Source organism: Candidatus Woesearchaeota archaeon (genome assembly GCA_016928155.1).
In the GTDB taxonomy this organism is placed as follows: domain Archaea; phylum Nanobdellota; class Nanobdellia; order Woesearchaeales; family JAFGLG01; genus JAFGLG01.
In genome coordinates this window covers 112616-138361 of the sequence record JAFGLG010000009.1, presented here as the reverse complement: position 1 = coordinate 138361, position 25746 = coordinate 112616, and the positions used below count along the sequence as shown (strand labels likewise).

Here is a 25746-nt window from a genome sequence, read left to right as displayed (position 1 = left end):
CAGAAAAATATAAATACAAGCCCTTCTCATGCTTAAAATAAATAGCTTTAAATAGAAGTTTTCCTAAATTCAGAAAAAATAGTCAACATTCAGATAAAAATCATTTAAAATCCAAATATTCGGATTAAAATAAGACATTATATCAAATATTCAATATTTTTATCTGAATATCAGTAAAAGTTAAGGAAAAGAGGTAATAGGGGTTTTTTTTGAAGCGATACCCAAAGATAGTGCAGGCAGACGCAAGGGGTCAGATCGTCATCCCGAAAGACATACGGTCTGAGCTTGATATAGACGAAGGTACAGGTTTCTATGTTTATTCGATTTCAGATGAGGGAATTCTCCTGAAGAAGATAAGTCCGCATGATCTCGAGTCAGATGAGAAGATAGTGCCAGAGCTTTTCGAGAAAGCTGACAGGATCAGGATGAGCAAGAAGAATCTGGAGGCCTCTGTGCAGAGCTACAGGAGAAGGAAGAAAGGGAACCTTGATGTGATATGAGAAAGGCAAACACCGGCAGGAAGGTTGAATTGTGGTATGCATTACTGATTATTCTTCTGATAATACCTTTAGTTTTTGCTCAAGAATATGAAATGCTGACTCCAGAAGATGGCAATGAGGAATTCTGTGAGAATCATGACTGGTATTGGGATGGAGGCGTCATTGACCCATATTATGAATTTGACTGGGAAGTCGGCTCCGGTGGCCAGCCAGGATGCTGCGGGAATTTCAGTTCCGGCAATAAGGAAGCATATATCTGGAAGACATTCGGCCATTGTGTTGCAGAGAATGACTACCCGGGGATCAGGGTGCAGGGTGATGATCCTTCTGATGATGCCTGCTGTGATAATCAGAGCGACTGTGTCCATAATGATGTATGTTACACGAGCGGTTTATCATACACATTTTCAGGAGAGAGGGTTTCCTGTTCTGTGAATGATTGGTATGATTGTGATAACAGTGCTAACTTTTGCGAAGGTGTGAATTATTGTGACTATGCGGGAGCCTGGGTCAATGGCTCTGAGAATCACATCTTTGGTGAGTATGATACAGGCACTGATTTGGAATGCTGCGGTGATGATGCAGGTGAATATCTGAAGACAGGCAGTGTGATAAATGGCACGCCGACTAATCTTACAGCGCCCAATGTCATGAACATAACTGTCTGCTGTGATAACCCGAATGATAAGGTCGGCTGGAGAGGAGATTGCTATGGTTATACCCCTGTGACTGGGATAACACTCTCATCTTTTGATAATGATACTGGCGCTCCTTATACGAATGTCTCAGATGAGATAAGGTTCCAGGCTTCCTGGACTTCTTATTCATATGCAGAGGTCTACTTCTGCAAGGAATCCAACTGTGCAGGGTGCAATGAGCTTGACCAATCAGGATGCCTGTGCACTATAAAGGATGACTCAGGCATGATTTGCGAACTCGGTCCTCCTTATAGCAGCTATGATTATATGCAGTTCCTCTGTCCTTATGGGTGTGGCTATTGTCTCTACACTGCTCAGGAGGATGATGATCCCCTCAACACTTATTATGTGAGGTTCAGGGATTATTATTTCGGCACCTGGTCGCAGATATATAATAGCATGACGACATCCAATGATCAGTATGTTGTGAATCACGCACCTGAAGCGCAGGATGTACACATTACCCCTGAGGATGCAGACACATACACAGATCTTTACTGCAATTACACATTCTATGACAAGGATGGCGATGATGAGGGTGGCCCGGTTGTACATACACTTGGCGGTTATTGGTGGGAGATTAAGGATGAGAATGATGTACTGGTAAGGAATTTTACTTCACCCTTTAATGTCTTGGATGATTCTGAGTTTAATATCAGCTTCAGGATCCGTTGTAGGGTGTCAGTCTGGGATGAGCATCATTTCCATGATGATTCCAAGAATGCATGGTCTTCTGTCTTTGTTGTGGGAGGTAATCACAGGCCTGATCTCTGGAACCTCGTGGACAACTCTGATGGCTCTGACAGTGCAAGGATTAATGTGGGGCAGAAGGCTGAGTTCACTGCTTACTGGTCAGATTCTGATAATCAGGATGCAAGGCTTGTCATCTGCGATAAGGAATTCCGGCAGAATTATACCCACTCAGGGTGCCAGTTCGGCCACGCTTATTGCGAATCCCCATTTTCAGGATCCACCCCGGTTTCCTGCACTTACACTGTTGTTGGGGATGAGCCGCACATGAATATTTCAGACCCGGGGTCACCTATAGAGTATTGGGCTGCGATCTGTGATTCCAGCGGCCAGTGCTCTGTTCCATGGCATGACAATTTCAGCATCAACATGAAGCCTACAGTCGGGAGCCTGAGGATCATGCCTTATCCGTTCTACAGGCAGGTCCAGCCATTGCTTGCTCAGGACTTGATTTTCATGTCAACAGATGAGACCACAGGAATATTATCATCAGGAGGCAGGTTGTATATAAACTGGTCAAGGGGAGGCTCATCGGACAGTCTTGGTTATATGGATGATACATTGTTCTTCTATGACCTGAACCAGAAGAATGATGATGGCAACCTTTCTGTCTCTGTGACAGCCAACACAACCAAGCCCCAGATACTGACTTTGACGACAGATAGGGGCATCTATTATGTTTATCTGCCGAGGATGATACTGGGGAGCAAGAGGACATTGTACATCGCGCAGGATGGATCGACTTACACTCATCCTTCATTGAACATAACCTATATCTCAAGGCCTTCGACTTATCCTGATTACTCGAATCTCTTCTGTGAAGTGCAGAATGTGACTGATGCAGAATGGCCGAACAATGTCACATCTGACATCTTATGGTATGTAATAAGGAATGGCCAGGAATATCCGTATCAGGCTCCGAGTCATGTTTATGTTGCGCACGGTAACACCCTACCCGGCGACCAGTGGCAGTGCCGCATCACTCCTTTCGATGATCATGTCTATGGTGACCAGTACTCAACTCCATGGGTCACTATCACCACAGATGATGGCCAGGGAGGATTAGCCCCTTACATTGTCTCTTACTCTGATGATTCTGTCGGCAGGACTAATGTGGGCGACAAGGTCACTTTCAGCATCGAGTGGGAAGATGATGCTGACCCGAATGAGCAGGTCCAGGTATATATCTGCTCTAACTCGACCATCGACAAGACCGGTTGCCTGTACCCAGGTTCACAGTATGTCTATCAGGCTTGGACATCTGACAGGACTCTCGAGCTTGAATATACAGTCCAGCCATCTGACAATGGTACTATGCATTATTGGATCATGATCTGTGATGACACAGGTGGCAAGGTTGGTGGCAACTGGCTCTGCTCTAATTTTGAGACACTGCCAGGAGAATCAATGGGCAACTTCACTGTGAATCATCAGCCGCAGGTCCAGTCAATTGAGATCTTGCCGTCAGGAGCCAATGAATCTGACAACCTGAACTGCAGCGTCACACTGGCTGACCAGGATGATAATGCTTCAACAAAATTGGGCATCACCTACAGATGGTATCTGAAGAGGGGTGCTGGTGGTTATGTGCTCTACAATACTGCCAATACCCAATACCTGTCGCATGGCAACACCTTGTATGGTGATTACTGGGTATGTGAAGCAACTCCTTCAGATGCATGGTCTTCCGGGACCCCAGTTAATTCATCTGCCGCTCATCTTGTGGCCAATGATTATGGCAAGCCCAGGGTTCATAAGGTTACAGACACGTCGTCAGATGCATCAATGACCAGCGAATATGAGAACATAACCTTTACAGTGGACTGGATAGATGAGGATAACGATGCTGTCTATTTGTATATATGCGACAGTCAGGGCGCTTTCGCTTCTGGATGCAAGGCCAGAACTTTCCATGAGTCTCATGCCCTGGATTCTGCTGATCCGATTACAGCGACTTACACTGTTCCTTTCGGTTCAGCCGGTTCAGAGAATTATACTGTTATTGTCTGTGATGAAAGCTATGAGTGTTCTGGTCTCACATGGGTTGGGGGGAGTGTTTTTTATAATCAGAGGCCGAACACGACATCTGTCAGCATAACAGACATGAATGGGGACTTGCTGTATCTGGAGTCTGATAACCTTAACTGCAGCTATACTGGAGCAGATCCGGACAGCAATATCTCGAAGTTCAGGATTGACTGGTTCGTGAAGCGTGCTTCTGACACCGCATTCGGCTTGTATTTCAGCTATGACAACACGAATCTGTCCAGGAATTACAGCATCATGACAAATGGCAATATAGAGATAGGCGACCAGTGGTATTGTTCTGTGACACCCCATGATGAATGGGTTTATGGCCACAGTGCATCATCTGGCACTCTCAACATCTCTGATGTGCCTCCGGCGACGACAACACCCAGCATCACATTTGTTTATGAGCCTTCAACATTCTATAATCCCTGGAATGAGGGTTCTGTATTGCCTTTCGATGTCTTTTGGCAGGATGATGGCTCTGAGGTCAGGCTGATTGTCTGTGATTCCCCATTTATCCAGCCGACAGGCTGCATAGATCGCACTATCTATCAGGGAAGCCTTGCTTCTGCATATCCAATAAGTTTCAATTATACCACAAGATCATCTGACAATGGGTCCCAGGGATATTATATGATGCTCTGTGATGAGGATAATGAATGCTCAGGCAATTATGATGATGTTTTCTATGTGAATCATGAGCCTAAGTCAAATCCATTCAACATGACTGCTCTGGATTCATCGGTCGTTGATCCTTACTACTTTGATGCCGGGACCACCTTGAACTGCAGCTATGATTATAACAGCTCTGATACCATTTTCCAGGATGTGGATGATCATCAGACAGAATTCGGGTGGTTCATATCATATGATAATAATGGTGTCTTCAATAAGCTGCCTTATAATGCCTCGACACTCAGCAATCAGCAGACGCAGAAGTTCAGCAGGTATGATGCTGTTTTCTGCGGTGTGAAGCCTAAGGATGTTTATGGTTTGAAGTCTTCCATATTCTATAATTCATCAGTTGAAGTGATCCAGAATGCATTGCCTGTATTGGATGTCTGGCTGGATAATCACACAGATTATTACATCTGCAATTACACAGCTGTTGATGCAGACAGCGATCCTCTCCAGATAAACTTCACATGGTATCTGAACGGCACCAAGTATCCCCCGGCTGCCCAGAAGCTGACCTCATCATGGCTCACATTGGGGTGGAATTGGACTTGCAATGTCTCTGCTTATGACGGGTTCAACACCACATGGGAGGATTCAGTGCCGAATGCTGTCCCGGTCCCGGCCAATCATTTTGGGATCACAAACACATCGGTTAGGACTCTGTCAGGATTTGGCATGTATGACAACAATACTCTGTTCAATACCGGCGAGGTCCTGAACTTCTCTCTTGAATGGTCTGCGAACTATGCTACAAGGTTCGTGATGTATGTATGTGATAGCCCCAATATCACGCTTGATGATGGCTGCGGCCAGAATCATATGTTCTGCTATGCCCCATCGCCTTCAGGCACGACAAACGCATCAAGGCCTGACTGCACTTCTTCGAATTTCGCCAAATTTGATGATGTTACAGTCTATTTCGGCCTGTGCAGTGTTTCAGGTGTCTGTGATGTGATGTCGAAGAACATCTCGATAAACCATGCGCCCGACGCGGCCAATGTCAGGATCGGACCTGCCACTTATGAGAGCCAGGAAGAGCTCTTCCCTGATTCTGATTTCAGGACTGATATAGGATTCCCGTTGCGCGGCTTCTCAGTTGAGAGGTATGTCGATGGGGATTCAAGCGGCAACTACACAGGCGGGGAGCTGATTGTGATTGACTCAAATTCCAATGGTGTTTATGATCCTCCGGATTCAGATATCGGTGTAGTTCTGGTCAAATTTGAGTCGACTGATCAGAAATATTATCCTAGCAGCAAGACCGGCGTGTACACCCCTGGAGACTGCATCGTCTCTGATACAAATGGTAACTTCAGGTATGATGCCGGGGAGGAGGTTTTCCCTCTGAGTTGCATAATAAATGTAAGCTCGTCTCTGAAGTCATTTGCTTATACTGTCGGTTTTGTCAATTCCATAGATCCGTATATCAATGCGACTTATTCAGATCATGAGCCGATATATAATGACCTTGATGAGTCAGGCGATGTCTCAGCAGGGGATATCAGGCTTTATGATCCTGATCCGGAATATGGTGCCGGGTCAATTGTGTTCGGCGGAGACAATATTGTCTCAGGCACCCCGGGAGCTGGTCTGCTTTTGGCTTTCCATCAGCTTGACAGGTATTTTGATAAGGACAAGGACAGTGTGTTTGATGACGGTGAGCCGTTATATGCAGACCTAGACAATGATTATGAGGTCTCTACCGGGGATATCAGGCGCACTTCATTTGCCAATTATGGCCAGGACACTGTCGTCTCTGAGATGTCTTCAGTGTCAGTTTTCGAGTGCAAGTATGATTATGTTGATCCTGACGGGGATCTTGAGGATGAATCCGCCGCCTTATTCATGTGGTATAAGCTGAATAGGACAGCCGGCAGCTACCAGTTGATGGCTGGCCAGACAAACCGCACCATTTTCAACTTTCCCCTGACTGCAGCTAACAGGAACAGTTTCATCTTCAGGAAGGATGATACCCTGAAATGCGCTGTCTCTCCCGCAGATAATTATTCAAATCAGGATCTTACATATGAGAATTCGACTTTGATGCCTGTGGGCAACGCCCCGCCTTACATTGAGAGCAGTGTCACAAATGCCAGGCCTGCATTGCCAGGGGAGGATGTCTGGCTGAACCTGACTGTCTGGGATGCTGATTCTGATGATATATGGTACAGGTATGACTGTGATGTCCATGGCCTGCCTGAGTGGGACACTGCATTGATCCCGACCGGTTCAGACAATGCCGATATTGCCATTGCCTGCTCTTATCCTGATTCCTATCCGAGGACTGCTTATGTGCTTGTCACAGATAACATCACAAGGACAAATATTGTGATGCAGGTCAACGCGAATAACTTGCCCCCGAATATCACGGGTGTGGATCTTCCTGTTGTAGGCCGGATTTATTCGGACAATGTTACGATAAGATGGAATTATACTGATCCTGATGCAGATGCGGCTAGTTTCTATCTGTTCTATTCGGCAGATAATATTACATGGACTAACATTACAGCCATAACAGGTCAGCCGTCATCCGGCCAGTACACCTATGTTTGGGACACTTCATCAGTTGAGCCGTCATTCAGCTATAGGGTGAAGATACTGCCTGCTGACCTCTTTGTGAATGGCACGCCGTGGGTCACCGGCATGTTCGGCATAGGTCCATGCTCTCCGTCTTCTGATCCTTGGGTGATAGACACCCTGGCTCTCTGTGTCGATGAGGACATAACAGTTGATGTGGAGATTGTCGGGAGCGCTTATGCCAGATTCATCAGGTCTAATTTCACAGATGTCCTCTTGGCTGATAATGCCACGCTCATCGCCGTCAACTCGACAATAGGGAATCTTACGATAGACTCCAATGGCAACAACAACATCGTGCTTGAGGATTTCCATAATTCCGTGGTCACTGATGAGATAGGCTCATCCTCATCAAGCCTGTCTGCTAATCTGTCCGATACAGATATAGGTAATGTGAATTTCAGGGTGTCTGATTCAGGGACACTGAGGCTGGATAATGTCAGCTTCAACAGGCTGATCCTGGAGAACGGGAACAATTATTATTTCGGGTTGATGGATTTCAATGATTTCACTGACGTTGACAGGAACCTCACCAATGATCATTTCCATGCTTATCTCAGTAATACGACATTCAGGGAGCTTGAGCTGGTTGCTAGGCAGGCCTCTAATAATTATGTGGTGAATTCCACCCTTGCTGACCTGACTGTGTATTCCGAGAAGAGGAAGGACCTGCTCTTTGATAATATATCATCCGGAAGCAATGTCACTTTCACGATACAGGATATATACTCTCCTGGCAGCAATGTCCGGCTGGATATCCGCGGGTCTGATGTGTCACATGTGAATCTCCATTCATTCATGGATTCCAGGACTTATGTTGTCGGCTCTTCGCTTGATGCTCTCAGGTCATATGGCTCATCTGTGGTCTATATGGGTGGTTCAGTTTTCAGCCATGTCAATATGCACTCTTCATCATCAGTCGAATCCTATGAGCAGAGCACGCTTGGCAGCTTCAGTGTCATGGATGGGGCAAGGGTTTTCCTGAAGGGTTCATTGGCTTTCGGTTCAGTCAGTTTCAGGCCTAATTCATCTGTGGAAAGGGCATATCCGATCAGGCTCATGACACCGGGCAGGCAGAATCCTCTGCCGGGGGTCACCATGAAGGTCTATAACTCATCGTCTGTCATGAAGACAGGGGTGACTGACTCAGATGGTTATATCAGGCCTGTCATTGTCACTACAAATGATTCGATAGCAGATGCATTCAGGGTGAATGTATCCTCGATCTATCTGGGCCAGTTCACTTTCCTGAACTCGACACCGCTGGTTTTCGAGCAGGGCGATCTGAACTGCAATAATCCTGCTGGTGTATGGAACATAGACAGGACTGTCATCTGTGTGGATAAGGCCATACAATCTGCACTCATACAGGCCCAGGCGGGTGCTAATATTTTCTTCATCAATGTGACTGCTCCGAATAATTACATCGGCTTTGCAGGTTCAAGGGCTTCGATGGCCTCTTCCACTCTGAATAATGTGCGCCTGACCTCAGATTCATATATGTCATCGCAGGATTCTTATTTCAACCTGCTCAACATGTCCGGTGTGTCTGTCTTCAATGCATCAGACTCAAGATTGTCATTGTTTGTTGCTGAGAACTCTGACATAACGCTCTATGGTGGCATGTTGATTAACAGCCTGCTGCGCTGGCCTGCCACATCGACTGTAACAAGGTATTATCCGTTCAGGCTGATTAACAGCACTTCAGGCCCTGTGCCTGATAGGAATGTTGCGCTTGCTTCCTCTGTCGGTGTGACTGATTCAGATGGTCATGCCATACTGCCGATAGTGCACACAAATGCCACGAGACTGAGATCTTATCCGGTCAATGTGACTGACTTCGGCCATGAGACAGTCGGGTATGTCAATTTCAGCACTGACACGAGGAATCTTTCATTCATCTACAGCACCTCGCCTCTCGCGCTTTATGATTTCAGCACAGTCCATTCCAGCATCTGTCTCGGTGACAATCTCACATTGGTGGCAAGTCTTAGGACACTGTACGATATCTCTTTGCATGCGAACATATCAACATCTTCAGGGACTCTCAAAGCCTACTTGGACAGTTCATTCTTCACTCCAAGGCCTGTTCCGCTGGGTGTTATTGTTGATGAGTATGCTTATTATGATACCCTTGTGTCAGGCATACCTATTTTGCCTGTCGGCAGTTATAATGTTGTTTTCTGGGCCAATGATTCTCAGGGCAACAGGGTCACTGATACTGCATCATTTTCAGTCTCGGATTGCGGCGCTTCAAGCATAATAATAAACACCGATCAGACTGCCACTGTCCATGTCCTTAACCTGACTACAGACGCAGAGCTTCCAAGCTCGCCTTTTACTGCAGTCTCAGGTAAGAATGAGTTCTTTGTGCCTGCCAGCGGCAATTACAATCTCAGGATTGTGAGCGCTGATGGACGGTCATACCTGTACATGAAGAATGTCGCATCTTCCATGACTCCCAATATAACTGTGAATGATATGGCTGCTTCCTCTTTTGCCAACAGTTCCATGCTGCTTGGGCCTGGATTGAGATATTCCTCGGTTGATGCAGCTGAGTTCTCTGTGGAGAATGAGTCCATATTCACGAAGCCATTCACACTAGGCTTCTATAATGATTCATACCCGGATTCATCTAAGTATAAGATCTGGCAGTTTGATTATAATGGTACTGTGGATTATGCCTCAAGGAAGACGCCCACGACTCTTGTTTCTTCAGGCCAGTTCGCTGTCAATGTAAATTCATTGTCTGCATTCCTTTTGGTGTTCGACAATTCAGTCACTGAGAAATGCACTAATGGGATTGATGATGACTTTGATGGATACATAGATTCAGATGATCCGGATTGCCAGCAGTCTACTGGTGGTTCTCCATTGGTAATGAAGGGGGGTTCTCCTCTTGTCCTGAAAGGCGGCGGAAGCGCTTTTGTCAGGCCGACATGCTCTGATGGTATCCAGAACCAGTTGGAAGCAGGCATTGATTGTGGCGGCCCATGTGCTGCTTGTGCTCCGAAGGCTCCGTCTGTAGCCCCATCCTGCTATGATGGGGTCAGGAATCAGGGTGAGTCAGGCATTGATTGTGGCGGTCCATGCCAGCCATGTTCTGATTTGCCTGCTCCTGCAGCTACATGCTATGATGGGATCAGGAATCAGGGTGAGTCAGGCATTGATTGTGGCGGCCCATGTGCTGCTTGTGCTCCGAAGGTCTCATGCTCTGATGGTATCCAGAATCAGGGAGAGTCTGGTGTTGATTGTGGCGGTCCTTGCAGGCCTTGCCAGGTTGTCGAGGCTCCTTCAGGATTCAGCTGGTTCTGGCCGATAATAATATTGATACTGATAATTGTTCTGCTTGGCGCAGGAGTGGGGGTCTATCTTGAGAGGGAGAAGATTTTCCATAAAGCGCCGGCTTCTCTGGCAGCTGCAAAGCCCGGAGCAGGCAGTGCTGCCGTGACTCTGGCAGGTGTCAGGAGGGAAGTGACTTTGCTCTTCAATTACATATATCAGCAGCTCTCTTCTGGATTCAAGGAGGACATGATAAGGAAGGCTGTTGTCATGCATGGCTGGAGCCCTCAGGAAGTGGATTATGTCTTCATGATGATATCGGATCTGGAAAGAGGGGTCAAGGAGCATGGTTTCAAGGCCACTGATGATGAGCTGGAGCTTGCTCACACTCTGCAGAAGTTTTTCAGGGCCAACTGGCATAAGGGTGACACTGAGAAGATGATAATACCTGTGCTTTTGAGGATGGGTTATCCGAGAGAAACCATTGTCAAGGCTTTTTCAGAGGTGATGGACAGGCTTTATGCTGATATCGCATTTGCCCGGCTTTCAAAGCCTTCCTCATCCGGAGCATTGAAGGAAGGCCTGCCTCAGGTCTATGAGTCCTTATGGGAGAATGGTTTTACTGAGCAGCAGCTCAGGACAGCTTTGATCAACTGCGGCTGGAAGCCTGAGATGATTGATGAAGCAATGAAAGGCATGCATCAGAGCATCGATTCTGAGCTTGATAAGCATGGTCTCTTCGGTCATCCTAAGGATATGGGTGCTGCGCGCTCATCTGTCCTTGATCTCTACACCAAAGGCTTCAACCCCGACCATATCAGGGCTGTCCTGATCAGCAGGGGTTGGTCAAGGGATGAGGTTGATGAGGTCATGAAGGAGTTTTTGTGATTAGATATGAAGTTTGATCAATAATACACAGCATATTCTCTGTTTTTTTCTTTTATTTCTTTCAATTTGAATCCGATTATCACTTGTTTATATTTTGAACAGTTTTTTTCTTGCATTTCCATGAGTTTTTGATTCCCTAATTTTTTTGCTAATTCAAGGGTATTGTCTGTCTTAAAAGCCAGTATCATATCTCCATCTCTTGGGGTTATATGCATTTTCTGATTCATCAGGCTTTCTATCTCTTCTGGTATTCGGCCTATCCTGTTTCTGACTATGTTTAGTATCACTTCATTGCTTAGATCAGGATATACTTTTAGTTTTGTTGTGCCGTCAAATTTGAAATCTATCCCAAATAATAGCTCTTTATGTGTGTAAACTTCCCGGAATTGTGATATTTCAATTAATTTGCTTATTTTTTCTGGCCAATTGTATATCTTGAAATATAGTTACACTCTGCTTTCTTTTAGTTCTTCTTTTAAATCTATTCCTAAGAAAACCTTATGTATCTTGTTTAGGTCGATATTTTTCCAAATATGCCCTTTATAAGGCTAAGGTTGATTTTTGCTCCGGATTCCGATAATTTGTTTATGTAGTTGAAATATGTATCAAATATTACTTGGGGGTTTTGTCTGTTGACATCTTGACATAATGCAATGAGCCTTGTTGCATGGATTTTTTCCCCAATCTTGTATGAGCATTCTAAATTAAGAGCTTTTGATGATCTCATCAGGTCTTCAAATTGTTCCAGTATTTTATTTGGCTCTATCTTGAAGATCTTCTTGTGGAATTCAATTTTTTCTTGCCACTCATCCATGATATTGTCACTCTTCTGGCCTTTATATAGGTTATTGGATTTGGAATGATATAAGCCAGTAATCTTAATAAATATTGATTTATACTTATGGTTGGGGGATGAAAATCAATAATGCTCTATGTTCAAGTCAGATTGATCCAGGCAGGGTCTATGATGTGGTTATTATCGGCGCAGGTCTTTCTGGTTTGAATGCCGCTTTTGAGTTGAAGGACAAAGAGATTCTTGTTCTTGAGAAGGCCCTGGTCCCAGGTGGCAGGATATTGACTCGCTCACAGCATGGGATTTATTATGATTTGGGTTCTGTTTTTGCTTTTGATAAGAGGTGGGTGCCTTTTGATATGAAATGTAAGGTGTTGCCATCCTCAAAGGATATTGGAATATTGCATAAAGGGTCTGTTTTTTTCAGTGATTCTGTCTTGGGTTGTTTAAGGGGTATTGGTTTAGATCCAGAGGATATGAGAATAATTGATGATTTCAGGTCTGGCAAGATATCTGCAGGCAATCTTCCTAATAATTTGTACAAGATTTTGAATTCCTTTTTTCAGGTCATCCACCCAGGTGATATCAGAGAATATCTGCCTATCAGGCAGGGTGATGCCTTTGTCAATTTCTCATCACCTTACTGTGTGGCTGGGAATTCAATAGTGATTGATGGTTTTATGGATGTATTGAAGGATAGGATTCATTTTTCAGCTGATGTCCTTTTGGTCCAGGAATTTGGGGGCAATGTCCAGGTGATTTTTGATAACGATGGTTTAGTGAGATCCATTTTCGCAAAGGCGGTCATAATCACAGTTCCTGCCCCTATTGCAGCAGATCTGGTGGGATATAAACCTCCTGATTCACTGCTTGCATCATTGGGATATGGCTCAGGCATTGTTGTCGCTCTTTGTTTTAAGGACGTGGATTTCAAGGATTTTTCTTACATTGTCACCCCTGATCTTGCTTCAAGTACTGTGATGCAGCAGAGGAAAGCTGACCATACTTTGTTTCTTGTGTATTTTGCTGGTGAGAAATGTGAGGGTGTGAGATGTTTATCTGAGGATAAGCTGACAGAGACATCGTCGGATTGCCTTTCCAAGTTGAATATAGGTCCTGTAGGGAGAGAAGTGCTGGTTTTTTCTGATGTGCATTATTGGCCTTTTGTGGGCCCCGTGATTGATGAGAGTTTTTTGAGGATGAAAGAGGATATAGGTAAGGTGAAGAGGCCTTCTGAAAGGATTTTCATTTCTGGGGAATACATTGATGTTGATTCCATGATGCCTTATGGCATGAGGGCAGCCCTCAATGCTGGTAAGATATCTGGCAGGGGTGTCAGGAGGTATCTTGAGAGGGAAGATGTATGCTCCAAGTTTAGGTCAGATTATCTGGTGAGAGCTTCTGTGTTTGATATGGCAGACAAGCCGGTCTATCGTTGCACAAAGGAGGAAGGCGACATAGCTTTTTATGGGCTCATTCTTAAGGCCAATCATGATGCTTCTCTTAGAGATTATTTGATATATATCTCTAAAGATGGTTTGTGGGAGTACCAGCATGGAGTTGGTGTCACTGCCGAGGATAGTGCTTTGGTTATTGAAGGCTTGTATGAGTTCGGTGAAGATAAGGCTTTTTTGAAGTACAGCTTACAGAGGCTTAAGGAATTATTTTACAATGTTGAGCACGGAGCTTTTCTTACCACACAGAAAGGCAGGGCGCCTTACTGGAAAGGTCCTTCAATTGATGCAACTGCGCATATTGGCTATCTTCTTAACAAGATATCCCCTGATAATTTTTCATCAGAGATTAAGGCTTGTGCAGCTTTTGTGGCATCCTCTCAGGAGTCTAAGGGATTTTGGAGAGGCAAATGGTTTCCTTCTCTTATGATCACCACTTTTTATGCTGTCAGGTTGCTCCATGATTTGGGGTTCCATGATAGTGTTGATAAGGCCGGAAAGTTTATTCTTAATACCCAGGAGGATGATGGCAGCTGGAATGGCTCAGTTATTGATACCTCCGCTGCGGTCTTGGCATTGAATTGCTTAGGTGTGGGCGAGGCAAGTCAGGAAAGGGCAAAGGGGTGGCTTATTTCGAAGAAGGGGGCTGATGGTTGGAAAGGTGAGCCTGTTCTTTATTATTGGTTTGATGATGGGCATGATAAGTGCTTTTATGATTGTGTGGACAAGGGCAGGATCACTTCTGCTTGGGCCGAGCTTGCTCTGAAGAAATTAGAAGGTATGAAATATTAATAATATATTGTTGCATTTCTTACCTCGCCTTGCTTAATCTCTCTCTCTGACAATGTTATGAATCCGCCGTCTTGGTAATCTATCTGTTCATTAAGTTGTATGAGATATTTGTTCCCTGTTTTTTCTGCTATCTTTGACCTTTCTTTTGTAAAGAAATTAATTATGTATTCATCATCTTTTTGTGTCACTAAAATTTCTTCTGACAATCCGCTTAATTCTAAGGTTTCTCTGGAGAGATGTTTTTTAGCTGCTTTCTCGTTGAATTTGACATATGTCTTTACTGAATTTTTTCCATCAAATCCGAAATCTATCCCAAATAGAAGACTTTTCTTATCTGAAAGATGCTCAAGTTTGGTCTTCGTGTATTTTATTATTATATCTTCAACCTTCCCAGGCCAGTCCTTTATCTTGAACCATATTTTTGCCCTGCTTTCCTCCCTTTTTTCCCTAAGATCTATCCCCACTCCGATTTTTTCTGTCCTGTCAAGGTCAAGCTTCGGCATCATATTTGTTATTATCTCAGTGTTTATCCCTTTTATCTGAAGGAACTCTCTGATTGCATAAAATATTTTTACAAAATCCTTGTCAGGCTTATTCCAGCATATGAGGTGGAATCTGTTCGCATTTATCTTCCCATCTTCTAGTTTTACTGAGCATTCCAGCTTGTCGAATTCTGTCAGCTCAAGCAGCTTTTCGAATTTCCTGAGCTCTTCAGAATCCTCAATCCCGAATTTTTTCTTGTGGTATTCGAACTTCTTTTTTGCCTGATTTTCCATTTTTGCTGGTTTCTTTTATTCAGTTAAATATCTTTTCAATTATTACTTACATTGTAAGTAAAATACTTCATTTTGTACTTACATTGTAAGTATTAACCAGCAAACTTCAATTTACTTACATTGTAAGTAATGTATGCTAAGTATACACTACAATGTAAGTAAAAAACGAAAATTTTATAAAAAATACCTCACATTGTAGGTAATAGAATTTGTGCATCGCTTTATTGCGTACTTACATTGTGAGTAATAACCCGCAACGAAATCCAAAACCCGGTTTTTATCGGATTTTTGATATACCTCCTACTTACAATGTAAGTATTTTTTATTTTTGTGATTTTCAGAAAAAGAGGTTGTGACAACGTCAGGAGAAAAAGAAGCAGGCAATATAGTATCAGTCAACATCCCTTCTGAGGTTTTCAAAGACAGGTCTATCTCTGTTCTCGAGGCAATGGTGGAGTATCTCAAGGACAGGAAAGAGCTCTCATTCCACGAGATCGCAGTCCTTCTCAACCGTAATGACCGCACGATATGGACTGTCTATCATAGGACCCAGCAGAAGCGCAGGGCCCAGGGCAAATATGTTAAGGAAATAAAGGGGGCGGGATCATGAAGAAGCTGCCTCTTTTGCTGTTGATTGCAGTTATTGCAGTGCCTTCTGTGCTTGGTGTGGTCTGCAGTAATTTTTCATATTATAGTTGGGAATGTTGGGATGGTGGCAAGTATCAGGATAGCGGCAACATCGGTTATTTCGAGACTGAAGGGGATATGTGTGTTGAGTCAGATGATATTGAAGCGCCCCAGAATCTTTGTATTGGCACTACATTCCGCTTGTGCAGCATTCTATATGGTGTAGGCGGGCTTTGTCAGATGCACTCAGCATCTGACACGATTTTTTTCTGCAATACAAATTATCTGACTAATTTCTGGGACATCTCTCCTGATCCTGTGTATAACACAAGGCTGGTTTGCTCAAAATTAGCTAATTGCAAGGGTGATGGCACAGAATGGACATATGGCCTTTCTAATATAAACCATACAGCATGCTGCCTTAATCCCCAAGCATGTATCTATATGGAACTCGGTTCTGATCCAGTATGTGTTGACCCTGCCTCAGGGCTTTTTAGCGTCGATAACTGGGGCCTGAACAGTGCCAAACCAGATGATGTATGCGTGCCAGGTACATATAATGGCGCTTGGGTAGACTGTGATAATGGTAATAATTACTGCGAAGATGAAGTATATTGCGGGTATGAAGATGCTTGGGTCTTTGGTGGTGAGACTTCTGCATTTGGGGAGTATATTAGTGGTACAAGTACGGGGTGTTGCGGCGATGATAACGGCGAATACCTAAAGTCTAATGATGATTATTCAAGATGCTGTGATGACCCGACTGATGTTTTGATAGGGGTTCATTGCGTTGACTATGATATAGCTCAGGGGCCTTCTGTTTCCATTTCTGAGATCGAGCCTGTTTCCCTTGCGAGGTTCATGAACATATCACTGGTGGTGAGTCATGCTAATGATAACCAGAAGATGAATGCCACTTGCTATGTGCTTGATGAGCCCGATGTTGCATGCAATTGGAAAAATGTGAAAATATCAGAGACATCATCAGGCGCGCAGATTGACTGCATAGGTCTTGAGAATCTCGCAGCCGGTGCATATACTGTGAATTGCACAGCATCAGAATTTGATGGGGGGTATGGTCTTGTCGGCTGGAAATCTAAGTCAATCACGATTGTAAATGGTCTCCAGCTGAACTTCACCAAGCCTTCCTTGAATCAGATAATAACCACTGATGCTTTCCAGACAAAGTTCAGGATAGGGGATCCATCAAGGAATCCTGTCACTGTCACATGCGAGGTCACTGACCTGACAGGTAATCATCTTGATCCAATGTTGCCATGTGCTGGTCCAAAGACTGTATCTTATGGGGCAAATGGTTATCCTGAATCTTCCATAACCTGCTCCGGTCTTGATGATCTTAATGAAGGTCGTTATACTGTTACTTGCAGCGCTGTCGACACCATTAATGATAATTCCTTTGTGAAGAAATCCAGCCTATTCATTGTCAACCATGAGCCGGAATTCCTCGGGCTCCAGTCAGTACCTGACGGCTCTGTGGTCAATGAGAGCACTCTTGTCGATATCAATGTGACTTTCTCTGATTCAGATAATGTCCAGCTGCTTGTGGCTCCGACCCAGGATTTTGATAATTGCCATCCCGGCAATCCCGGCATTTATACTGGCTGTTATTGCTATCAGGAGAATATGCAGGCCCCGACAGGAACCTGCCAGATAGATACGCTGGGCATGTCTGACAGGGTTGATTATTATGTCATGCTCTGTGATGAGGATGGCTCATGCTCTAACGGAGAGCAGTACAATACTGGCGGATTTGTGAGCGCTGCTGTGTCAGGAGGCCTGGGTTATGGTTATTTTTATGTCAATAACCCGCCGGTCGAGACTGTGATGACAGAGGACTCATCCACTGCCGCTGATCCGACAGATGAAGGTGATAATGTCGTGTTCACAGTTACTGCGTCTGATCCAAACACCCAACCTTCCCCGAATACTTATGAGCTGAGGGTTTACAGTGGCTGTCCTGATGAGATTGATGAGTGCATGGAAGAGGGTGAAGGTACATTCATGTGTAATTCTGGTTTTGTGCAGAGCGGCACCCAGGCCACATGTTCTTGGAACACCCTGAATGCGCTCACAGGGGGAGGCAGTCCTGAATCTGTGGAGTGGTGGGGCTTCATCTGTGACAATTATGGATTATGTAACCCCCTGCAATGTGATCCAGGAACTTCATCCTGCAAGTCTCCGCTTCATATCAACCATAGGCCTTTTGCCTCATCTGTTCAGATAATCCCGTCCTCACCCGGCATCGGCAGTACTTTGTCATGTGCCTACTCATTCAATGATCCTGACAATGAGGGCATCTACACAAATGATCATGACTGGGAAGATACTTCATTGGTGCAGTACCAGTGGTACAAGCTTGTCAATGATGAGTGGCAGAAGCTCGCAGTCACATCAGAGACACTCAGCCCTTCTTACTTCGCATTGGATGACATGATCTATTGTGAAGTGAAGGTCTATGATAACCATGGTTTCGGCGATGATTCATTTGCGGATTCAGCGAATGTGACTATCGGCGGCAATCATGAGCCTGTCATCACCGGCCACTCTGATAACTCCCGTAATTCATCCCAGAGGATAAACCAGGGCGATGATCTCGCCATCACTGTGAATTGGACTGATACAGACAGCGACCAGGCGAGATTGTTTGTCTGCTCATCGCCTGATATTGGTGTTTCAGGATGCTCTGCTTCAGTGTACTGCCAGTCCTCCTTGGGTTCATCCCCTTCATCATGCACATATGAGACGAGGTCTTCTGATTCTGCCGAGAACACTTATTATTACAGGATCTGCGATCATGGCAGATGCTCGTCTGTGCAGTCAGATAAGTTCTGGGTGAATCGCGCCCCTGTGATAGACGCGGTCACTATAGTTTCTGACAAGGTGAACTTCACGACCAGCGCCAACCTCAACTGCACTGTGGATTACAGCCTGCTTGATGTCGATGGCGAGAATGTCACGCTTTCATATGCTTGGTTCGTGAACCGTTCCGGAGTCATGTATCCTTATGATGCCCCGGATCATAATATTGTGACGCACGGCAACACCCTGAATGGTGATATGTGGCAGTGCGCAGTCACTCCCGATGATGGCACGATGAATGGCATGACTGTCTATTCTCCTTGGTACCTGATCACGAATGATGACGGCACTGGCGGTCACGCGCCGTGGATTGTCTCTTATAGCCACTCTCCCCTCACTACGCTCAACATCGGGGACGAAATTAATTTCACTGTTGTCTGGGATGATGCGACCCCTGATGAGGAGGTCAGGCTCTACATATGCAATTCGACTGCTATCGACAAGACCGGCTGTTTCCAGAAGATATTCCATGAGACCTGGTGGGAGTCAGAGAAGAACTTGACAGTCTCATACCAGGTTGAAGATGAGGATTTCGGCACACTTCCATACTGGCTGATGGTCTGTGATGACACAGGCGGGAAGGTCGGGGGGGATTGGCTGTGCTCTGATTATCTCACTCTCGATCCCAATCAGAAGATGGGCAATTTCTCTGTCAATCATCAGCCGTCGATCTCTGCTGCATCAATAAGTGCCGAGTCCGGCTCCCCGGATTATGCCCTGGACACAGAGAATATTGTGTGTGATGTGCATGCTCCCGTTGACAAGGATGGCGATCAGATCTTCTTTGAGTATGAGTGGTATGTGAAGAGGGGAGGTTCAGATGTGTTTGAGTATTATATCACCATACTTAATGACACCCTTGCAAACGGGAATACCCAGGAGAATGATTACTGGTACTGCCGGGTCAGGCCTTATGACTATAATAGTTTTGGCTCGTGGAAGCAGTCAGGGCAGATAAGGATCGGTCCTGCTGTTTTTGGTTATCCTAAGATAATCAATGTTTCCCTGAACTCTGATTTCTTCAATGAGGGCCAGAAGATGATATCAACGCTTTACTGGTCAGATGCCAACTCTCAGCAGGTCAGGATGTATGTCTGCAACACCACCTATTATAATCCGAGCGGGTGCCTTGAGACCGAGATAATGAGGGCTGGTTTCACAGGTGATAATCCTGTTTTGGCCGAGCACGTGATATCAGGTGAAGACTGGTTCAGTGATGTATGGTTTGTGGTCTGTGATGATTCATGGCTGTGCTCCAATCTCATGAAAGAGGAGGTCTCAGTGAACCATAAGCCGGTGCTTCAGTATGCTTATATCACTTCAGACAGGGATTTCGCAGACAATGCTAACCTCTACTGCAATATCAACAGTTCATATGATCCTGATGGTGACAATTTCACGGTAAGGTATGTCTGGATGAACAACAATTCAGGAACATTTGAGCATTTCATCAACTCATCGTCCAATGTTTTGTCGCATGGCTGGACAAGTGAGAACGAGTACTGGAGATGCTCTGCTTTTGCCCATGACGGGGAAGTGGCTGGCAGTCCTGTCTCATCCTTGCCTGTCAGGATAAGACCGGCTGTCTATACAGGTGAGGTCCCGAGGCTTATCTCATTGTACTCTGACTCAACCCAGATACTCCCGTCTAATGTGGGTCAGGCAATAGAGTTCTATTTCGAGTTCGAGGACTCGGATTCTTCAGACTTCTGGCTTTATATCTGCAACTCAAGCCTCATTGAGCCTACGGGCTGCATTGACAAGCCGATCATCCAGCATCACATCACAGGATCAGGTGAAGGCGTCATGATGTCAGTGCCTTATGTGATCGAGGATCAGCTTGCGACATTCACAGATTATTATGGGATGGTATGCGACAGTGACATGTACTGCTCAAACATCCTGTTCGGGGATCTGATAATAAACCACAGGCCGGCTGCTGTCAATGTGACACTCCTCCCTGCTCCGATAACCTCTGATAAGACCCTGACATGCAATTACACTTACATCAGCCATGATGCAGGCATAGATGACTTTTTTGAGACCCATAGCATAAACTGGTACAAGCAGGCCAACAGCCATGGCAGCTTTGTCCTTGTGCAGCAGGATAAGCTTGATTATTCAGACTACAGGAGGAATGACAGGATAAAATGTGAGGTGAAGGTGAAGGATATTTATGATCTTGCAGATGATGTCTTCCGTCCTTCAGCTTCTGTTCTTGTGCAGAATGGGCCTCCTGTGATACAGAGTTCGATATCCCCGGCCTATCCTGGTGATGATGACCAGCTGAACTGCATCTACTCGATTGATGATCCTGATGGTGACACTTACTCACTCGCATTCAGGTGGTACCAGAACGGGACTTGGATTGATCATCCTGACCAGCCTTATCTGGGCTCATCATGGACAGATGTTGGTGATAATTGGACTTGTGAGATAATTGCCTCAGACCCGTACTCATCTTCAGCCAGGAATGTCTCTGTGATTATTGGCTCTGTGCCTCCGCCATATGTGAATGAGACCCATACGCCTCACATAATAAATCATTCTGCCGATCCCTTGTTTGTCGGCGAGGGAAGCAAGGTCACATTCAGCGTCAACTGGACTGATCCTGATGTGAATGAGTCAGGTTACATCTTTGTCTGCAGCGATCCGGAAATATCCTATAACGACGGCTGCGGCAATAATATGAAATATTGTTATGCTCCATATCCTGCTGGCCACACTCCGAATATGCTGATAAGCTGTGATTATGCTGTCCTGCCGACACAGGAGACATCTGTTGACTATTACATCAAGGTATGTGATTCCACCAACAGGTGCTCTGATGCTGTTGACGGCCGATTTTCAGTTAATCACAGGCCTGTTGTCTCGCTGGCCGTAACCCCATCATCCCCAAGGTCAGATTCAGACCTTTCCTGCTCTTTCAGCTATTCTGATCCTGATGACAATCCTGAAGACATCCCGAGGAGGGAGTTCGGCTGGTATAAATATGACACTTCTCAGGGCGTGTATCAGTTTGTCTCTTCTCAGCCGGTGCTGAATGCATCTCAGGGCTTCTTTAAGAGAGGGGATCTGATGAAGTGCTCCGCAAAAGCCTATGACATATACAATCTCTCATCAGAGACAGCCGAGGTTGTCAAGTCAATATCGAACAGCCCGCCTGGATTCACCCTGACTTACATCGCCGAAAAGGATTTGTCGGTATATTATTATGATTACACAATATCCGGTGTTCTGGATTATGACCTCGACACTGTTTATTTGAGGTATGACTGCAACATCAATGATCCGCTTTCTCAGCTTTCAGAATACAGCACACAGGCTTCATTCTCATGCACTTATCAGTCCGGCTCTGATGTTGATGTTTTTGTCGAGGCATTTGACGGATTTAACTCTACAGAGCTCACTTTGCCTATCGATCTTTCAGGCACACCGCCCAGTGCTGCTGTCATCAGTCCTGTCTCCGGTGTCTATGGTGATATCATCGATGTTCAGGTCAGTGTCTATGATCCTGACAGTTCGCAGATACTGCTGAAATTGTATTACCAGGAAGAAGGCGGTCCGGAAGTGTTCATTGCAAATGCCACTGGCACGATATCTGGTCAGGGCATCATCCATTATGCATGGGATACTACGCTCTTGTCTCTTGATACTGATTATCGCCTGGTTGTTGTCCCGTATGATTATGGGAAACTGGGTGAGAAAGCGTATTCATCATGGTTCCAGGTGGGCCATTGCAGCTATGATCCCCTCACAGATTGGGTGATCGACCATGAGGTGTATTGTAAGGATACAGTGATCGATCTTAACGGTCATGTCTACATCAAGCCGGGTGCCAAGGTCATATTTGAGCATTCTGCTGTCAATGTGCTGATGTTCATAGAAGGAGGCTCATGGTCTGAATTCAGGGATTCATATCTCAATAGGACAACATTTGTCTCTGACAATGCTTATGACCTCAGCCTTGAGGATTTCACATCAGGCAGGCATACTCGGGATCTGTCGTCAGGCTCCACGCATCTGGTGTTGCATAATACGACCCTGACAAAGGTGAATGCTCTTGTCCGCGGCCAGTCAAGGGCCTCTTTCTCAAATGTCTCACTGAACAGGCTGACTATCGTGTCTGAAGAAGGGAATAGGCTGGTGATGGATGGTTATAAGCCGGGCATCTTTGATGAGGATATTGTCTCCTTGTCAACAGGTTTTAGGGTGGCTCTCTCAGATGCGGGATTTGCCGATACGTCATTTGTCTCAGGCAGCGGTTCGCAGAACATAATATCAGATTCTGTCCTGTCAAGCCTGGAGTTTGAAGGTCAGAATTCGATTCATCTTGATAATGTGAGTGTGCAGCGGGTCACTTTCTCTGCCGGATCTGATACCATATTGTCAGGGCAGATGTCTCTCCCTTCAGTGTACAGCTGGGGTGCTGGTGCGAAGCTCGAGAGGGTTTTCCATGATGAGCTGAGGTATCTGACTGGTCAGAATGTCTATGATGCAGAGTATGTCCTGAACAGTTCAAACAGGACATACTCTGGCGTGATGGATTGGATGTATTTTGATGAATCTGTATTCTTTGATTCCTCAAATCAGGTGTATGGTCTGATGTTTTATGGGAGAGATGTACGTAGCTTCAGTCCTGTTACCAGCAATCCGGGAGGGATCCTTTATGTCAATCCAAGTGTTCTTGCTGTCACCAGCTTTACAGCTTCGCCTGATAATGTCCGGCTCCATCAGAATGTCGAGCTGAAAGCTGATATAACTGCGCTCTATAAACCATATGGTATACATCTTGATATCATAAGGCCTGATGGGTCTGTTGACTCCTATTCAGCGTCGGATTTGACATCTTCTTCATTCAATTATGTATACTCGGACAATGATATGATCGGGCATTATTATGCCAATATCAGGGTGTCTGACAGTGCAGGTTATGTCGCTGATTCATATGTGGAGTTCGCGACTTCGGTCGGCCAGAGCATCGGAATCGATACAGACGCTGTTTTGGGCTTTGTCTATCTTGACCCGTACTCTCTGGATTCATATTCATTCAATGCATCAGGACCGGTCGAGAGGCTTGTGCCTTTTGAGGAGGCTTACCTTTCGATATCTGGTGTAAACACCACATTCCTTGTCCAGTCTGTCGGTATCATAAATCTCTCGTCGTATCCGTCGTTCGATGTCTTCTCAAGGGGCTATGACATATCGATGTTGGATTCTGCAGCGCTCAGTCTTGGTGCTAACAGGAGGTATGTGCCTGTAGATGCGCAGATATTCGATATGGATTATGACGGGGATGTGTATTTCGGCTTCTGGTCTCATGATCCTGATCTTGTGGTGTTCCAGATGCCTTTCACTGTCTCTCCTGTTTATTCTTCAGGCGTACTCTTCTCTGATCCCAGTGTGATTGATTTCGATGAGGGCTATTTGGTTTACATAAACACTAAGCTGAGTTCGCTGTTCGTGCTTGCCAGGGATATGGGTTCAGGTGGTACATCAGGTTCTGGTGGTTCCTCTGGTGGTTCTTCCGGCGGTTCGTCAGGATCCGGAGGTTCAGGAGGCACATTCTACACAGTGGGTGAAACAGATCAGGATGATGGGGATAACCCTGGTTTGAGTGGTATTTTTGATGATCTTGTAGCTGGTCCTTTGGAGAATAGTCAAGAATCAGGTATTTTCCAGGAGAATTCCCAGCATCTTCCGATAACCGGCGCTGTTGTCGTGAATCCTGATATCCCTCTTGAGAGGAATTACTCTGTATTGTCTCTGATAATGCTTATTGTGCTTGTCTCTGCCGGCCTGCTTTTCTATTATTCAAGAGGCAGGTATGATACTGCTCCTGAAGCTGAGGATTATACTGGATTTGAGGTTGCAGAGTCAGCTGCATATTCTGGAAGGCCACCATCCCCAAGTCATGGTCATGCCAAGCCGATTGTGCCTGAGTCTCCGCATTATGGTCACACAAAGCCTGCTGAACCAGAACAACCGCATTATGGTCATGCCAATCAGGTAGTCCCCGGAGAGCAAGAGCCAAGATATGCTGGTCATGCTGGTCATGATTTTGATGAGGTTGCTGATTATCTCCATATCTATGTTCAGCATTGCCTCGAACTTGGTTACTCAAAGATTGAGATCAGGGAGCAGCTTGTCAATGCTGCCTGGCCCGAGCATCTTTTTGTCTCTCTGCTTGAAGATTATGCTTCCTCTCATGAGTCAAGGGTGTTCAAGGATCTTGATGGTCTGTCTAAGGGGCGAAGATGAAGCAGACAAAGAATCTCGTCATGACCCCTGATGGCAGGAAATTCTTCACTAACCTTGATCAGGATATTCATACAACTTATGGTGTCTTGAGGAAGGAAGAATTGAAGGGGGCAGAAGTTGGCGACACCCTGCAGTCAAATATAGGCAAGAAGTTCTTCTTTTTGGATCCAGGATTCAAGGATCATTATTCCAGGATGAAGCGCACTGCCCAGATAATCCATCTCAAGGATGCCGGCTACATCCTGGCCACCACGCTTGTCGGCAGGGAGTCCAAAGTGTTGGATGCAGGGGCAGGCTCTGGCTATCTTGCTGTCTTCCTTGCGAGATATGTGAAGAAAGTCTATACCTGTGATATCAGGGATGATCATCTGGACACAGTCAGGCACAATGTTGATTACATGGGGATGAAGAATATTGAGGTGATCAAGCAGGATGTTTACGAAAGGATCAGGCAGAAGAATCTTGATCTCATTGTGTTTGATCTTCCTGAGCCTCACAGGGCGCTCGCAAATGCTTCAAAAGCTCTTAAGCCAGGCGCTTTCCTTGTTATCTATAATCCTTGCATCACCCAGGTCACTGCTTTCCTTGATGAGCTGGATAAGCATCCGGAATTCTTGTATCTCAAGACTGTCGAGCTCATCCATCGTGATTGGGAGGCTAAAGGGAAGAAGGTCAGACCCGATAACAAGGCCATTGGCCACACTGGTTTCTTGTGCTTCTGCAGGAAGCTTAGGAAATGAAGAAGATTAAAAAAAGAGG

9 protein-coding genes are annotated in these 25746 nt (G+C 45.4%); 6 read left to right on the top strand and 3 right to left on the bottom strand.

Going from position 1 to position 25746, the window contains the following annotated elements:
* Window positions 1-209 precede the first annotated feature (209 nt).
* On the top strand, window positions 210-500 hold the full coding sequence (locus JW968_05585; GenBank protein ID MBN1386415.1) for an AbrB/MazE/SpoVT family DNA-binding domain-containing protein: 291 nt from the start codon (window positions 210-212) through the stop codon (window positions 498-500).
* Window positions 497-11404 carry a hypothetical protein gene (locus JW968_05580; protein ID MBN1386414.1) on the top strand — a complete coding sequence of 3636 codons (10908 nt, stop codon included), beginning with the start codon at window positions 497-499 and terminating at the stop codon, window positions 11402-11404. The genes JW968_05585 and JW968_05580 overlap by 4 nt, the downstream gene beginning before the upstream one ends.
* 17 nt (window positions 11405-11421) lie before the next feature.
* On the opposite strand, the gene JW968_05575 is transcribed toward JW968_05580, so the two are convergent.
* Both JW968_05575 and JW968_05570 read right to left on the bottom strand, forming a co-directional pair.
* Window positions 11422-11691 carry a hypothetical protein gene (locus tag JW968_05575; GenBank protein MBN1386413.1) on the bottom strand — a complete coding sequence of 90 codons (270 nt, stop codon included), beginning with the start codon at window positions 11689-11691 and terminating at the stop codon, window positions 11422-11424.
* Window positions 11692-11915: 224 nt separating this feature from the next.
* Window positions 11916-12218: a hypothetical protein gene (locus JW968_05570; protein ID MBN1386412.1), complete on the bottom strand. Its 303-nt coding sequence runs from the start codon at window positions 12216-12218 to the stop codon at window positions 11916-11918.
* A 98-nt stretch (window positions 12219-12316) separates the two neighbouring features.
* Here JW968_05570 and JW968_05565 point away from each other — a divergent pair, with 98 nt between their 5' ends.
* Window positions 12317-14443, top strand: a complete 2127-nt coding sequence (locus JW968_05565; GenBank protein ID MBN1386411.1) for an FAD-dependent oxidoreductase — start codon at window positions 12317-12319, stop codon at window positions 14441-14443.
* On the opposite strand, the gene JW968_05560 is transcribed toward JW968_05565, so the two are convergent.
* Entirely contained in the window at window positions 14440-15219 is a 780-nt protein-coding gene (locus JW968_05560) for a hypothetical protein (GenBank protein ID MBN1386410.1), read from the bottom strand. The two genes, JW968_05565 and JW968_05560, sit on opposite strands and share 4 nt — an antisense overlap.
* 352 nt (window positions 15220-15571) lie before the next feature.
* On the opposite strand from JW968_05560, the gene JW968_05555 reads away from it, so the two are divergent.
* The 3 genes from JW968_05555 to JW968_05545 are packed head-to-tail and all read left to right on the top strand — an operon-like array spanning window position 15572 to window position 25727.
* Window positions 15572-15829, top strand: coding sequence for a hypothetical protein (locus tag JW968_05555; GenBank protein MBN1386409.1), 258 nt, complete (start codon window positions 15572-15574; stop codon window positions 15827-15829).
* Complete coding sequence (locus tag JW968_05550) at window positions 15826-24987, top strand: hypothetical protein (GenBank protein MBN1386408.1); 9162 nt, start codon at window positions 15826-15828, stop codon at window positions 24985-24987. The genes JW968_05555 and JW968_05550 overlap by 4 nt, the downstream gene beginning before the upstream one ends.
* On the top strand, window positions 24984-25727 hold the full coding sequence (locus JW968_05545; protein MBN1386407.1) for a methyltransferase domain-containing protein: 744 nt from the start codon (window positions 24984-24986) through the stop codon (window positions 25725-25727). The genes JW968_05550 and JW968_05545 overlap by 4 nt, the downstream gene beginning before the upstream one ends.
* The last annotated feature ends 19 nt before the right edge of the window (window positions 25728-25746 follow it).

What these genes read in the sequence shown, in the direction of transcription:
- JW968_05580 (MBN1386414.1), top strand. Translation starts at nt 497, where the DNA reads ATGAGAAAGGCAAACACCGGCAGGAAGGTTGAATTGTGGTATGCATTA.
- JW968_05570 (MBN1386412.1), bottom strand. Translation starts at nt 12,218, where the DNA reads ATGGATGAGTGGCAAGAAAAAATTGAATTCCACAAGAAGATCTTCAAG.
- JW968_05565 (MBN1386411.1), top strand. Translation starts at nt 12,317, where the DNA reads ATGAAAATCAATAATGCTCTATGTTCAAGTCAGATTGATCCAGGCAGG.
- JW968_05560 (MBN1386410.1), bottom strand. Translation starts at nt 15,219, where the DNA reads ATGGAAAATCAGGCAAAAAAGAAGTTCGAATACCACAAGAAAAAATTC.
- JW968_05550 (MBN1386408.1), top strand. Translation starts at nt 15,826, where the DNA reads ATGAAGAAGCTGCCTCTTTTGCTGTTGATTGCAGTTATTGCAGTGCCT.
- JW968_05545 (MBN1386407.1), top strand. Translation starts at nt 24,984, where the DNA reads ATGAAGCAGACAAAGAATCTCGTCATGACCCCTGATGGCAGGAAATTC.